This is a genomic window from Rouxiella sp. S1S-2, assembly GCF_009208105.1.
GTDB lineage: Bacteria > Pseudomonadota > Gammaproteobacteria > Enterobacterales > Enterobacteriaceae > Rouxiella.
The window spans coordinates 5,028,165-5,042,124 of sequence record NZ_WFKL01000001.1 but is presented as its reverse complement, the minus strand read 5'-3'; the positions used below and the strand labels follow the sequence as shown (position 1 = coordinate 5,042,124).

The following is a 13,960-nucleotide window of genomic DNA, read 5'->3' as shown; positions in this document are numbered from 1 at the left end:
TCATCCACCGGGAAGCCACGCTATGCCTAATCGTTATCAGGCGTTCGAAACGCTCAAAAAGCATCAGGCCATACTGCACGACAGCGTGCATCTTGGCTCGGGCATGCAGCTGGCTGCCTGGTCGAACAAGCACGATATCGTGACTCAGGAAGACCCTGATCACCACACGCTTAGCCTCTACATCGCCGACGGATATGAGTGCTATCACAAAACTCGTTCAGGATGGCAAAACGGCGGCGGTCCCGATCGATTTTGTTTGATGCCGAAACACAACGTGTCGAGTTGGGACGTGCGCGGCGATCTGTCGTTTGTGCACATGTATTGCACTGATGAACACCTGCGCAAGGTGATTGAGCAAACCTGGGATCGCAGTCCTGCAAGCCTGTTGGTTGACGAGATCACTTTTCGAGAAGACGCGCAAATAACCCAGCTTTATCGTCATTTTTTGCTGAGTTGCCAGTGGCAGGAAAACAGCAATCAGCTGATGTTGAGTTCGGCGACCAACCTGTTGGTGACACATTTGGCTCGCCAATATACGCAGCTCCAGTGGGCGCTTCCCACCGTGCGCGGCGGCTTATCGCCGTCGGTATTAAATCGGGTGAAGGAGTATATTCACGTTCAGCTTGCCGCGCCGCTGCAACTGGCGGAACTGGCCGGGATCGCCGGGTTGAGTGAGTTTCATTTTGCGAGGATGTTCAAACAGTCGATGGGCATCGCGCCGCATCAATACGTCATGAATGCGCGTATTATTCGCGCGGAAAGTCTGCTGTATAACACCGAGCTTGATATCACCACCATCGCACTGGACTGCGGATTCAGCTCAACCAGCCACTTCAGCAACCGCTTTAAATCTCTGCGCGGCGTTTCCCCCTCTGCCGTTCGCCAGGCCTCCCTGCGCTAATCCTCAAAATTATCTCTCCGTTATGCCATTGCCCGCTTTTCAGTGATAGGTTATTTAAGTCTGATAATTGAGGGTGATAACGTAAATGTTCCAGTCTGCTCCGCAAATAGAAACGCCGAGGTTGCTGCTGAGAGGCCACCTTTTCGAAGATTTTAATGTTATTGCCGCGCTGTGGGCTGACCCAGACATGGTGCGATTTATCAGCGGAGTACCCTCAACCCGTGAGGCGAGCTGGAGCCGGTTTTTACGGTATATCGGCCATTGGAGGTTGATGGGGTTCGGCTATTGGGCGATCGTTGAGAAGGATTCAGGCCGCTTCGTCGGTGAAATAGGCTTTGCCGATTATCAACGCGACATGCAGCCTTCAATGGACAATATGGCTGAAATGGGCTGGGTGCTGAGTCCCGAATTTCACGGTAAAGGCTACGCAAGCGAGGCGGCAGAATCAGCGTTGGCGTGGGCCGACGACAATCTTCAGCGTCAGGTTTGCTGCATAATTGCGCCAGATAACGTGCCGTCAATGCGCCTGGCAGATAAAAATGGATTTATCGCTCAAACAGACACGCTTTATCAGAATTCTACAGTGCGCCTTTTTACTCGCCCTGTTAAAAAAAATAAACAGTAATACTCGCGGATGGATAAGGCAGCTTATGTTGAAAATTCTAGGAAAATCGACGTCGATTAACGTCCGCAAGGTGCTGTGGACATGTCACGAACTGGGGCTCGACTATACCCATGAAGAGTACGGCGGTGATTTTAAATCAACCCAAACGCCTGAGTTCAAGGCGCTGAACCCCAACTCACTGGTGCCTGTGATTATTGACGGTGATTTTGTGTTGTGGGAGTCGAACGCTATCTGCCGTTATTTGGCGGCAAAGGCTGGGCGGCATGACTTATTGCCTGAAGATTCGCAAAGCAGGGCTAAGGTGGAACAATGGATGGACTGGCAGCTGGGTGACCTGAACAACGCCTGGCGCTATGCCTTTATGTCTTTGGCGCGCCACAGTCCGCAGCATACCGACCCAGACCTGTTGGCTAACAGCATCAGCGAATGGAACCGGCTAATGGAAATTGTTGAACAGCAGTTGCAGGAGAAGGGGAATTATATTCTTGGCGACAGCTTTACGCTGGCTGATGTGGTCATTGGCATGTCGGTTAATCGCTGGGTGATGACGCCAATGACCCGTCCGACGCTTTCTGCCGTATTTTCTTACTATGAAAGATTGAATCAACGCGAAGGATTTAAGCTTTTTGGCCGCAACGGCAACGTGTGATGGTGAAAAACTGCCCCCTTGTGGAATCAGCAGGGGGCAGAGAATGCTATTTGAAGTCGACCATCATCAGCTCGGGAATAGAAAGCCCGCGCGTAGAACTAACACATTTATCAATGTAAGTGGTAAATGGCATTGGGCGTGGAATGCCCATGTCTAATAGACGTTGGTTATCAAATTTAACGTTTAATTCTGCAAAGCCGCCATAAAGTTTAATGGCGCGAAGAATAATCTTATCGTTACAAGGTCCAAGAACATCTTTAAATTGCTTGCGGTTCTCAGTGAATTCCTGATAACTAATTTGTTGATAATCGTCAACAATAGCGGAGGTGTTATTGGCCTTGGCGATAAACTCGTCAATAGCGTAAAAAGGCGTACACATCTCTTCACCGGAAGAAATATGATAGAAATTATGTGTCACTTCATCACGCAGGCATAAATTAACCAGCACCATTGCACAGTAATCTACCGGAATAACGTCAATTTTGCTGTCTAAATGGCAGGTAAACTTTTTCAGTTTAAGCGCCATCAGGAATACCCAAAATATGCTGCTCGAAGGACGGCAGCCGAACAGAGTATGTCCGACGATAATTGACGGTCGTGCTACCACAAATGGCAGGTCAGGGCAGTGCTCACGGATAAGATTTTCAATCGCTCGCTTAGAGGCGGTATACTGCACCAGGTCCTCGTTGTGCGCGTTGTCAGGCATGTTTTCATAAAACACGCTGTCTTTGTCCGGCATCGACGCCATCGCCGTGCCGACGTGCACAAAGCGCTTAAGGCTTTTTACTTTTGCCATCCGTTGAGCAAAAGCTAAAGAGCCATCAACGTTAACGCGCCACAGCGCCGGGTTATTTCCAAATGAAGCAATAGCTGCACAGTTAATCACGTGAGTAACATTATCTATGCGATTATCTTGTGTAAACGCATCCGGCTCGGAAAGATCGCCGATAAGAATGTTTTCTTCTTTTATTGAGTCAAGTTGTTGCGAATTTAAACCAAACTTTTCCAAATTGGTTCTTATTCTCAGCAAGCCGTCGATAGGTGTTTGGGCGCGAACTAATAACAGCAGATTCAATTCGTTTTTCTGATGTTGGCGCAATAGATGTTCGACAACGGCACCACCAACAAAGCCGGAGGCGCCTGTTATTAAAATGCTTGGCATTATTAAATCTCAGCAGTTGACAGTCGGTGCACAGTATCACTTGCTGGTTAAACGATTCCTATACTAATTTTCAATGAAAATAAACGAATCATAAACGATAAGGTGTATTTTTTAGTCAGTATTCTTTTTCTTAATTTGTCATTAATTTATTTTTTTTATTTTTTTTAAAATATAAGTCATTAATCGATATTAATAATATCCCTGCTAATGTTTTGTCAAAAGGAAACGGAAAAATTTTACAAATCTACCTGTGTTGATCGCGCGATTCTGACCTTGGGAGGCTCAAAACGCAGCAGGCGACCGAACTGATTAACGAGATAGGGAAAGATCTCTGCTTGGAAAGTATGCAGTGAGGTATGACTACGATAAACTGGACAAAATAGGCCATCTTGAAGATGGTAACACTGCAAGACTAAAGGAATATGTACGGGGGTGATTCCCTCGCGCGCATAAATAAGGTACAAGGCTGCATGAAAATCCCAATTAGAATCCAACCTCTGGTGGATGACGGCCTGATCGATGATGTGGTCCGTCGACTGAAAAGTGGCAAAGAAGCCGATGTTTACACCGTTTTGTGCGGTGGGGAAATCCGTTGCGCAAAAGTCTACAAAGAGGCCACGCAGCGCAGCTTTAAACAGGCCGTTCAGTATCAGGAAGGGCGTAAGGTACGCAACAGCCGCAGTGCACGTGCGATGCAGAAAGGCTCCAAGTTTGGTCGCAAGCAGCAGGAAGAAACCTGGCAAACGGCCGAGGTTGATGCGCTTTTCCGTCTGGCTAACGCCGGAGTGCGCGTCCCTCAGCCTTACATTTGTCTCGACGGCGTGCTGCTGATGGAGCTTATCACCGACGGTGAAGGGCTGGTTGCGCCACGTTTGAGCGACGTGACTTTCACTGAGGAAGAAGCGCTTGTGGGGCATGACACGATGATCCGCAACATCGTTCGTATGCTGTGCGCGGGTATTGTTCACGGCGACCTTTCAGAGTTTAACGTGCTGCTCGATGCGCAAGGGCCTGTGATTATCGACCTGCCTCAGGCGGTTGACGCTTCAGCAAACAATCACGCCGAATCAATGTTTGAACGCGACGTGAATAACATGACCGATTTCTACGGCCAGTTTGCCCCGGAGCTGTTGAAAACCCGTTATGCGAAAGAAATTTGGGCACTTTATGAAGAGGGTAAACTCACGCCGGAAAGCGTGCTGAGTGGCCACTTTGTTGAAGACACCCATGCGGCCGACGTCGATTCGTTACTGGACGAAATCACCGCCGCAGAAGATGAATACTACGACCGTCAGCGCGCATTAAAAGAAAGGGAGTGATCGCTTTCTCCAAAACCTTGCTGTTGTAAGTATTCCTGTGCCGCTGCCGAGAGCATAAAGTCGGACAGCGGCGATGCCGACGTGCTGCATTGTGCAAAGGCATAGTTCGCTCGAATATTATAATCCTCAGGTATTTCAATTACCCGCAGCGTTTCACACTGTGCCAAACGGCGCGCATAGCTGGCATAGCCAATAAACAGGTCACACTGTCCGCCGTCAATCAGCCATGCCGCCGCCAACTCTCCTGCCGGTACGCTCCGACTCTTGGGACCGCCTACCAGCGGCAGTGCGCAATGACGCAGTGTTTCACCGAGGCCCGGATGGCGTTTTTCAATCGTCTCAAAAAGCTGCCAGGTGTAGTCGCCTGAAGGGTCCGCCAGCGGCGTGGAGGTTCCCAGTCGCAGCGCCGGGTCGCTCAGCAGCGCGATCCACGAGGCGTGCGTCTCGGCAGCGCTTCTGCGCGCGGTGAGGCACAGGCGATTGCTGGTGAAGGTTTCAACCCGCTGTGCCAGCCCAAGTGTTTTCAGGCGCTGCGGGTGTGCCACATTGGCGGAAGCAAAGAAATCGACCTTTTCGCCCTGTTCAATACGCTGGCGCAGCAATCCTGCGGGTCCAAACTGCGCCTCTACCGAGACCCCAGTCTGGCGGGTGAAACGCTGCATCAGCGGTTGCCAAACCGACCGCAGGCTGCCTGCGGCCAATACCTTGAGTGAAGAGGTCGTCATCAGGACTTAGGCCCGCTGGACGTCACTGAGGCGCTTTGCTGCGCGACATAGTCGGTACGGTAAAAGCGTTGGTAATAAGCGTCTGCCTGCTTTTGCATATCAATGTCGCTGAATTTTTGCGGGTAGAGTTTTTTTGCCATCCACAGTTCGCCTATCGCCAGCGCTTCCGGCATTGGATAGCCCCAGGCCTTGGCGTATTCCGGCATCAGGTAAACCCGATGATTTTTCACGGCGTCAATAACCTGCCATTTTGGATCATGTTCAATATCGGTAACAACTTCAGGATAGCGATCTTGAACAAAAATCACCTGCGGGTTCCAGGCAATCACCTGTTCCATGCTGACCTGTTTAAAACCTTTTACCGTTGATTCAGCCACGTTAAACGCGCCAGCATGATTCATCATCAGGCCGGTGTATTTGCCCGAGCCGTAAGTCGTGAGATCCGGGTTAGCCATATACACACGCACTCGTTGCTGGGGCGTAACCGACTGCAGGCGCTCACTGACCATTTTGCGCTGGGCGAAAGTGTAATCAATCAGTGCATTGGCCTGTTTCTGACGATTGACAACCTCGCCTATCAGGCGAATACCCTGCTTTAACCCTTCATTGTAGGCCTGCTCTTCGTTGTTCATCTCCGGGTTCATTTTCCCTGCTTCACCCGTTTTATCCTCACGCAGCGAGATAGCCACTACCGCAATACCGGCATTGGTTATCTGGTCAATCATCTCTTTCGGCGCATAGTTGGTCACAAACACCACCTGAGGATGCAGCGCAACCAGGCTTTCTAAATCGACGTGGGTTAAGTCCCCAAGCGCAGGCGTTTTCAGCAACTGCGGGGCCAGACGGACGTAGCTGTCACCCAATTGCTGCTTCCAGTTTGCCAGCACGCCCACAATCTTGCGGGTGGCATCCAGTTGAACCAGCAGATTAAGCGTTTGATGTTGAAGGACAACGACGCGATCGACGTGATCGGGAACGATCACCTGACGGCCAAGTTGATCGGTGACCTGGCGCGAGGCTAGCGTGGAGAAAGAACAGAGACTCAGCGCCGTGCCGAGCACAAAGGTGTTAAGTAATGTTGCCCTGATAACAGAAAATTTTGGAAAAGCGCTCACTGGGAAAACCTCGTTATACGTTGTATTCCGCATTATATAGCGATGAGCGCTATCTGAACATCTCGGCGATTATTTACGCCCTTCAATGAGCATACGCACCGCAAGACCGCTGAGTACGGTGGCCATCATCCAGCGCTGAATAACGGTCCAAAACGGTCTGCCTGTCAGAAAAGAGGCGATGTAACCGGCACTCAGGGCAATCAGTGCATTTACCGTAAAGCTAATCAGTATTTGCATACTGCCGAGCACCATCGACTGCGTCAGCACGTTCCCCTGAGATGGAACAATAAACTGCGGCAACAGAGAGAGATAAAGCACGGCGGTTTTGGGATTTAGCAGGTTGGTCAGCAGGCCCATAGTAAACAGTTTGCGTGGCGTATCTTTCGCTAATTCGCGCACCTGAAAGGGAGAGCGTCCGCCCGGACGGATGGCCTGCCACGCCATGTATAGCAGATACAGCGCCCCGCACAATCGTAGCGTGTCGTAGGCAAAAGGCACGGCCATCAGCAGGGCGGTGATACCCAGCGCGGCAAAGGTCATATAAAACAGGAATCCTACCACCACGCCCCCCAGCGAAATCAGGCCAGCTTTAGGCCCCTGTGAAAGGGAGCGGGAGATGAGATACAGCATATTGGGGCCGGGGGTCAGAACCATACCCAGGGCGATGAGCATAAAGGGTAAAAGGTGGGCGGCATCAGGCATAGCATTCTCCGGAATAGGGGGCGAAGATTAACTGACTAAGATATAGAACTTTTACACTTTATTTAGCAAGGACTTGTCATCTTTTATTCACGGTGTTTAAGGTAATCTGTCATAAACAAAACAGGGGCGTTAATGATGAAAACCGAAATTTCCGACCGACTGCGTATCGCCAGTCAGATTGCAGCAGAGGCCGCTGAACTGGCAATGAGCTTCTTTGCGCGCCGCAGCGAGATTGATGTCAGCAGCAAACGTACTCAAGATTTTGTTTCTGAAGCCGACGTGGCGGTAGAAACCTTTATTCGCCAACGGCTCCAGCAGCATTTTCCAAACGACCCAATCATTGGTGAAGAGATGGGCGGGCAGTTGAGTGACGGTGCTTGCTGGGTGATAGACCCCATTGATGGCACCTCAAACTTTTTGCGCGGCTCGCCTCTATGGGGCGTTTCGCTTGGTCTGGTTGAACATCATCGCCCGGTTATAGGCGTGGTGGTGCTGCCGGTGCTCAACGAGTTGTTTGCGGCAGAAAGCGGTAGGGGTATTTTCCTCAACGGCATGCCTTTTAGCCGTGATAACCGATTTGCCGACGTGCAGGTGCTTTCTTTGGGCGACAGCGCCGATGATCAACTGGGCGAAGCCTCTGCGTTTTATCGCGGGCTGCGTGAGGCCGATTGGTCCGTGCACTGCTACCGTTGCACCACGGTAGGCATGGTATTTGCCGCCAAGGGTCTGATAGACGGGCATTTGCAGCGCCGAACTACCCTGTGGGACATTGCTGGTGGCGCCGTGCTATGTCAGGAGGCCGGATTGGAAACTGTGGTTAATTTTGGCTCCGAAGGCATTCGACATCTCAGCGTCGCGGTAGGTACGCCGCACCTGATGGCAACGGTCAGACCGCTGTGGCCGGATTTGTCACCACGTTAATTGCTGTATTAGGCCGCATCTGCATCCGCCACCGATGCGGCCCAATAGGTAGCCGATTAAGCGCCAGACTTAGGCGAAGTAAAACCAGGCGGTATCAATCAGGCCGTTATTCACTTCAAACACCGCCACACTTTCAATAGGCTGCTCGCTCAGGCCGTGAATAATTTCCCGGTCAAAGACTTTATTGCCCAGCACAGTACGTGAAATTAACTCGGCGCGCAGCGCCGGATTATTAAATCGATTTTGCGCATAAAATTCGCTAAGCTGCTGTTTACCCTTCATCGAAGGTTCAGTAGCCGGCATGCGGTAAGCCGTAAACGTCTCACTGAAGCAGGCCACGAATGTCTCGAGATCATGCTGGTTGTAGGCATAAAACTGTTGTTCGACGGGCAATAAAGCGTCTGACATTTGCAAATCCTTTTTGAATAATAATTCTATTATTGTGAATTAATATTCAATATTCACTTATTCGTTCATTTTGTCAACAGGCTGATTGCTAAAGCCGGCAAAAATCGTATGCTCAGCGGCGTAGTCTATAATTAACAATTAATTATACCGATCGCCCTGGAGCAGAATGCATGATAATCCTTCACCACCTTAACAACTCGCGTTCCCAACGGATCTTGTGGATGCTCGAAGAGCTGCAGCTGCCTTACACCATCGAACGTTATCAGCGCGATGAAAACACCATGTTGGCCCCAGCGTCGCTCAAGAAAGTCCATCCACTGGGGAAATCCCCCGTGCTGCAGGACGGCGACCTGGTACTGGCCGAATCGGGTGCGATTATTGAATATCTGCAAGAAACCTACGACGAACACAGCACGCTAAAGCCCGAAGACTCCAAACAGCGCCAGCAGTACCGGTATTGGATGCACTATGCTGAAGGTTCTCTGATGCCGCTGCTGGTGATGAAGCTTATTTTCGGTCGTCTGGGAAAACCGCCGATGCCGTGGCTGGTGCGCCCGATTGCCGGTGCGATTGGTAAAGGGGTGCAGCAAAATTACATTGATAAGCAATTGGTCACCCATGCCACTTATCTTGAAGACCATTTGGCTAAAAATGCCTGGTTTGCGGGCGACACCTTCAGCGCCGCCGATATTCAGATGAGCTTTCCGGTTGAGGCGCTCTCCTCGCGTGGACCGATAGAAAAATGCCCGCGCTTGCAGGCGTGGTTAAAAACCATTCAGGCCAGACCGGCTTACCAACAGGCGCTGAAACAGGGCGGCCCTTACCAGATTTCCAGTTGATCGCTTTTTGACCATGCCCTGTCTGACTGCGGGGCAATTTCTGCCTAAAACTTATCCTTTCTCATCTTTTTAGGTTAAATGTCTTTAAAGTGAGCGAAAATCCGAAAAACATCGCCAAACGGAGTTGAAACCAGAGCATTAATAGCTGGATAATCGTTTGCTTAGCCGTATCTACGACTTTTGCAACCGCCGTACGCGATGAGAGTTAACCGTTTGCCCTGGCTTTTTGCCGATTTTCAACCTGGTTGAAGGTCCGCATGCATCCTTTAGCCGGGTAGGGAAGCGAACGACAAGAAACGATTTCATAATGACCACGCAGGCATTTCAGTAGCACATTCAGAGGACTCCACCATGTCTCAACCACAGTCTCAAGCGGGCGGCAGCGTGACGCCTAAAGGATCGCTTGATGCTTTCTTCTCCATTAGCGCGCGCGGCAGCAACGTGCGTCAGGAAATCATTGCCGGACTGACCACATTTCTGGCGATGGTTTACTCAGTTATCGTCGTCCCTGCGATGCTCGGTAAAGCCGGTTTCTCTCCTTCCGCCGTGTTCGTTGCTACCTGTCTGGTCGCGGGATTAGGCTCTCTGCTGATGGGCCTTTGGGCCAATCTGCCGCTGGCGATTGGCTGCGCTATCTCGTTAACGGCGTTTACCGCCTTTAGCCTGGTGATTGGACAACATATCAGCGTTCCCGTCGCGCTTGGCGCCGTGTTTCTGATGGGCGTACTGTTTACTGTTATCTCGGTGACCGGCATTCGCTCGTGGATCCTGCGTAATTTACCTACCGGCGTGGCACACGGCACTGGCATTGGCATTGGCCTGTTTTTGCTGTTGGTTGCCGCCAATGGCGTGGGTCTGGTTATCAAGAATCCCCTCGACGGGTTACCGGTCACACTGGGCGCCTTTACTTCTTTCCCGGTGGTGATGACGCTGCTGGGGCTGGCGGTAATTTTCGGTCTTGAAAAACTGCGCGTGCCGGGCGGGATCCTGCTGGTGATTATCGCGATTTCAGTGATTGGTCTGATTTTTGACCCTGCGGTGAAATATCATGGCCTGTTCGCCATGCCTTCACTTTCAGACGCCAACGGGCACAGTTTGTTCTTCACGCTCGATATTATGGGGGCGATGAAAGCGGCGGTTCTGCCTAGCGTGCTGGCGCTGGTGATGACGGCAGTGTTTGATGCCACCGGCACCATTCGCGCCGTGGCCGGTCAGGCAGACCTGTTGAACAAAGACGGACAGATAATTAATGCCGGTAAGGCACTGACTGCCGATTCAATGAGCAGCATCTTTGCGGGACTGGTCGGCGCGGCCCCGGCGGCGGTGTATATCGAGTCTGCGGCGGGTACGGCAGCGGGCGGTAAAACCGGGTTGACTGCGACGGTAGTGGGCGTGCTGTTCCTGCTGATGCTATTTCTGTCGCCGCTGTCTTATCTGGTACCTGCCTATGCGACGGCGCCTGCGCTGATGTACGTTGGGTTGCTTATGCTCAGCAACGTCACCAAGCTCGACTTCGGCGACTTTGTTGACGCCATGTCCGGCCTGTTGTGCGCGGTGTTTATCGTGCTGACTTGTAACATTGTGACCGGCATTATGCTTGGCTTCAGTTCGCTGGTAGTGGGCAGAGTCTGCTCCGGAGAGTGGCGCAAGCTGAACGTGGGCACGGTCATTATTGCCGTGGCGCTGGTCGCGTTTTATGCCGGAGGGTGGGCGCTTTAGCTCTCTGTACCGCCCTTTGCCGTGTGCGAGGGGCGGATTTCCCCGCATTCTTCCCGCGTCGCATTCATACCCCAAAAAGAAACGTGAACAACAGTTACACTCGAATTTAAGAAATCTGTAATTTATCTGCGCAGTAAAAGTGTTTTATTATCCCATTGTCGTGCAGGCCCGCCTGCGTCCAGCTTTAAGCATTAACTAAAAACAAGAGTCTAAGGAAAGCATGGAAATATTTTTTACCATTCTGATTTTGATTCTGGTGGTGTCGCTCTCCGGTGTCGTTACCAGGATGTTGCCGTTTCAGGTACCCCTTCCTCTTATGCAAATCGCCGTGGGTGCTTTGCTTGCCTGGCCAAACTTTGGTCTACACGTTGATTTCGATCCCGAACTGTTTCTGGTGCTGTTTATCCCGCCGCTGCTGTTTGCCGATGGCTGGAAAACGCCAATGCGCGAGTTTTTGCACAAAGGGCGCGAAATCCTCGGGCTGGCACTCGCGCTGGTGGTGGTCACCATCGTCGGGGTGGGTTATCTGATTTATATGATGGTGCCCAACATTCCACTGGTGGCGGCCTTTGCGCTGGCGGCGGTGCTGTCGCCGACGGATGCCGTGGCGCTGTCGGGTATTGTCGGTAAGGGCCGCATTCCGAAACCTATAATGGGGATTTTGGAAGGTGAGGCGTTGATGAACGACGCGTCGGGCCTGGTGTCGTTGAAGTTTGCTATCGCGGTGGCGATGGGCACCATGGTGTTTACCGTACCGGGCGCGACAGTTGAGTTTCTCAAAGTTGCCGTTGGCGGTTTGCTGGCGGGCGTAGCGGTGACCTGGTTGTACAGTAAGTCACTGCGCATCATGAGCCGTCTGAGTGGTGACGACCCGGCAACGCAAATAGTGCTGCTGTTGTTGCTGCCTTTCGCCTCCTATCTGATTGCCGAACACATTGGCGTCTCAGGTATTTTGGCCGCGGTGGCCGCCGGGATGACCATCAGTCAGTCGGGCATTATCCGCAATGCGCCGCTGGCAATGCGTCTGCGCGCCAACAGTGTCTGGGCGATGCTTGAATTTGTGTTCAACGGCATGGTGTTCATCATGTTGGGCCTGCAGCTGCCGGGCATTCTTGAAAGCTCGCTGGACCAGGCAACCCACGACCCAAGCATCGTCACCTGGCACCTGTTTGCCGACGTCGGCATTATTTATTTTGCCCTGCTGTTGCTGCGTTTTGCCTGGCTGTGGCTGATGAAAAACTTCAGCAACCGCCTGCTCAAGAAGCGTCCGCTGATGTTTGGCAGCTTCTCGACCCGCGAGCTATGGGTTGCATCATTTGCCGGGGTGAGGGGGGCAATTACCCTGGCCGGTGTGCTGTCCATTCCCCTGTTCCTGGCCGACGGTTCGGCGTTTCCTTCGCGCTATCAGCTGGTTTTTTTGGCCGCTGGGGTGATTTTGTTCTCCCTGATTGCTGGCGTGATTGCGCTGCCGTTCCTGCTGCGCGGCGTGGTGGTTGATAAGTCTTCTTACCGCGAGGAAGAGCGCATGGCGCGCGCGGTAGCCGCCGAGGTGGCGATTGAAAGCCTGCACAAGATGGAAGAACGTCTGGCGGCCGACTCAGAGGAAAATATTGATGAGCAAACGCTGAAAGAGATCAGCTCGCGCGTGGTGGGCAATCTTCGTCGACGCACTGTCGATAAAGACGACATCGAAAATGCGCTGATGCTAGAGAATCTGGAACGTCGCTTCCGCCTGACTGCCCTGCGCGCCGAGCGAGGCGAGCTGTATCATCTGCGTGCGACCCAGCGTATCAGCAATGAAACGCTGCAAAAGCTACTGCACGATCTCGACTTGCTGGAGGCGCTGCTGGTCGAGAAAGAGGTGTAACCTTCAGTTGAAGATATTTACAATGCCCGCCGGCTCACGTCTGCGGGCATTTTTTTATTCCCTTTGAGGGGCAGTTTTGCCTGGCCAAAATGCGCGACTGCTGGCTATCCACGCCTGTGCACTCTGTGACAGATAGATGTCCTGACGCCAAATAAGGCCGAGCTGCCACAGCAGCGTGGGCGCGAGGGGTAGCCACAGCAGCCGCGTGGCGTCAAGACGCTGGCATACCGGCTCGGGGAGAATCGCCACGCCCATACCCGCCTGCACCATGGCGGCAAGAAAATCCCACTGGCCGCTGCGTGCGGCAATTTTTGGTGTAAAACCGTGGGCGCTAAAGGCATCGAGCAGCTGCCGATAAAGGGCAAAATCTTCGTTGTATATCAGGATGCTTTCTTCGGCCAGATCACTAATGGCGACGCTGCTGCGCTCGAGCCAATACGGCGTTCTCGGCACCACCACGCACAGCGGATGACTGAACAGCAGTTGTGACGTTATCGGCAGGGCGGGGTCGATGGGCAGGGCGGTGAGGGCCAAATCCAGCTCGCCGGAAAGCACCGCCTGCTGCACGGTGAGCCCACCAAACTCCGAAATAATCAGCTCTATGCCGGGATAATTCTGACGAAACTCGCCTATCAGCGGTGCCATCTGCGTGCCGACCATCGGTGGAACACCCAGGCGCAGCAGTCCGCGCTTCACGTCATTAATGTCTTCCAGTTCGGCTTCCAGCTGACGGAATTCCTCAAGAATTTTCAATCCGCGCTGATAAAGAGCCTGACCGCTATCGGTCAACCGCAGGCGTCGTCCCTCGCGGATTAGCAGGGTACATTCAAGCTCGTCCTCCAGGTTGCGGAGCATTTTGCTGATGGTCGGCTGGGTGACAAACAGTTTCTCAGCCGCGCGGGTGAAACTTTGCTGGCGAACCACTTCAATGAAATAACGCAGGGTGCGGACGTCCATAAAGCTCCAGGTAACAGAACATTCCAATTTGGAATCATTTGGATAATTTTA

General features: G+C 52.2%; 14 protein-coding genes. 8 read left to right on the top strand and 6 right to left on the bottom strand.

Features of this window, described 5'->3' with window-relative positions; genetic code table 11:
- Positions 1-22 precede the first annotated feature (22 nt).
- The 3 genes from GA565_RS23065 to GA565_RS23055 all read left to right on the top strand — a co-directional run bounded on the left by GA565_RS23065 (position 23) and on the right by GA565_RS23055 (position 2,175).
- On the top strand, positions 23-901 hold the full coding sequence (locus GA565_RS23065) for a helix-turn-helix domain-containing protein (protein ID WP_152201099.1): 879 nt from the start codon (positions 23-25) through the stop codon (positions 899-901).
- 85 nt (positions 902-986) lie between these two features.
- On the top strand, positions 987-1,526 hold the full coding sequence (locus tag GA565_RS23060) for a GNAT family N-acetyltransferase (RefSeq protein ID WP_152201097.1): 540 nt from the start codon (positions 987-989) through the stop codon (positions 1,524-1,526).
- A 25-nt stretch (positions 1,527-1,551) separates the two neighbouring features.
- Positions 1,552-2,175: a glutathione S-transferase family protein gene (locus GA565_RS23055; RefSeq protein ID WP_152201095.1), complete on the top strand. Its 624-nt coding sequence runs from the start codon at positions 1,552-1,554 to the stop codon at positions 2,173-2,175.
- Positions 2,176-2,221: 46 nt separating this feature from the next.
- Here the strand turns inward: GA565_RS23055 and GA565_RS23050 are convergent, their stop codons facing one another.
- On the bottom strand, positions 2,222-3,337 hold the full coding sequence (locus GA565_RS23050; RefSeq protein WP_152201094.1) for an SDR family oxidoreductase: 1,116 nt from the start codon (positions 3,335-3,337) through the stop codon (positions 2,222-2,224).
- Positions 3,338-3,807: 470 nt separating this feature from the next.
- On the opposite strand from GA565_RS23050, the gene GA565_RS23045 reads away from it, so the two are divergent.
- Positions 3,808-4,656, top strand: coding sequence for a PA4780 family RIO1-like protein kinase (locus tag GA565_RS23045; protein ID WP_055774219.1), 849 nt, complete (start codon positions 3,808-3,810; stop codon positions 4,654-4,656).
- Here GA565_RS23045 and GA565_RS23040 read toward each other — a convergent pair.
- The 3 genes from GA565_RS23040 to GA565_RS23030 all read right to left on the bottom strand — a co-directional run bounded on the left by GA565_RS23040 (position 4,629) and on the right by GA565_RS23030 (position 7,198).
- Positions 4,629-5,381: a molybdate ABC transporter substrate-binding protein gene (locus GA565_RS23040; RefSeq protein ID WP_152201092.1), complete on the bottom strand. Its 753-nt coding sequence runs from the start codon at positions 5,379-5,381 to the stop codon at positions 4,629-4,631. The genes GA565_RS23045 and GA565_RS23040 overlap by 28 nt on opposite strands.
- Positions 5,381-6,442 carry an ABC transporter substrate-binding protein gene (locus tag GA565_RS23035; RefSeq protein ID WP_226951057.1) on the bottom strand — a complete coding sequence of 354 codons (1,062 nt, stop codon included), beginning with the start codon at positions 6,440-6,442 and terminating at the stop codon, positions 5,381-5,383. Before GA565_RS23035 ends, GA565_RS23040 begins: the two co-directional genes overlap by 1 nt.
- A 123-nt stretch (positions 6,443-6,565) precedes the next feature.
- Complete coding sequence (locus GA565_RS23030) at positions 6,566-7,198, bottom strand: LysE family translocator (protein WP_152201088.1); 633 nt, start codon at positions 7,196-7,198, stop codon at positions 6,566-6,568.
- 132 nt (positions 7,199-7,330) lie between these two features.
- Between GA565_RS23030 and GA565_RS23025 the strand changes: the two genes are divergently transcribed.
- A complete protein-coding gene (locus tag GA565_RS23025; RefSeq protein WP_152201086.1) occupies positions 7,331-8,119 on the top strand; it encodes an inositol monophosphatase family protein in 789 nt (262 codons plus the stop codon).
- Between the two features lie 69 nt (positions 8,120-8,188).
- On the opposite strand, the gene GA565_RS23020 is transcribed toward GA565_RS23025, so the two are convergent.
- Complete coding sequence (locus GA565_RS23020) at positions 8,189-8,527, bottom strand: nuclear transport factor 2 family protein (protein ID WP_152201085.1); 339 nt, start codon at positions 8,525-8,527, stop codon at positions 8,189-8,191.
- A gap of 170 nt (positions 8,528-8,697) precedes the next feature.
- Here GA565_RS23020 and GA565_RS23015 point away from each other — a divergent pair, with 170 nt between their 5' ends.
- The 3 genes from GA565_RS23015 to GA565_RS23005 all read left to right on the top strand — a co-directional run bounded on the left by GA565_RS23015 (position 8,698) and on the right by GA565_RS23005 (position 12,952).
- Positions 8,698-9,366, top strand: a complete 669-nt coding sequence (locus GA565_RS23015) for a glutathione S-transferase family protein (protein WP_152201083.1) — start codon at positions 8,698-8,700, stop codon at positions 9,364-9,366.
- A gap of 351 nt (positions 9,367-9,717) precedes the next feature.
- Positions 9,718-11,085 (top strand): NCS2 family permease, encoded by a 1,368-nt coding sequence (locus GA565_RS23010; protein ID WP_055774231.1) that lies wholly within the window; start codon positions 9,718-9,720, stop codon positions 11,083-11,085.
- Positions 11,086-11,305: 220 nt separating this feature from the next.
- The gene (locus GA565_RS23005; RefSeq protein ID WP_055774233.1) at positions 11,306-12,952 is read left to right on the top strand and encodes a Na+/H+ antiporter; all 1,647 of its coding nucleotides are present in this window, start codon (positions 11,306-11,308) and stop codon (positions 12,950-12,952) included.
- A 54-nt stretch (positions 12,953-13,006) separates the two neighbouring features.
- Here the strand turns inward: GA565_RS23005 and GA565_RS23000 are convergent, their stop codons facing one another.
- Positions 13,007-13,909 (bottom strand): LysR family transcriptional regulator, encoded by a 903-nt coding sequence (locus tag GA565_RS23000; RefSeq protein ID WP_152201082.1) that lies wholly within the window; start codon positions 13,907-13,909, stop codon positions 13,007-13,009.
- Positions 13,910-13,960: the final 51 nt, after the last annotated feature.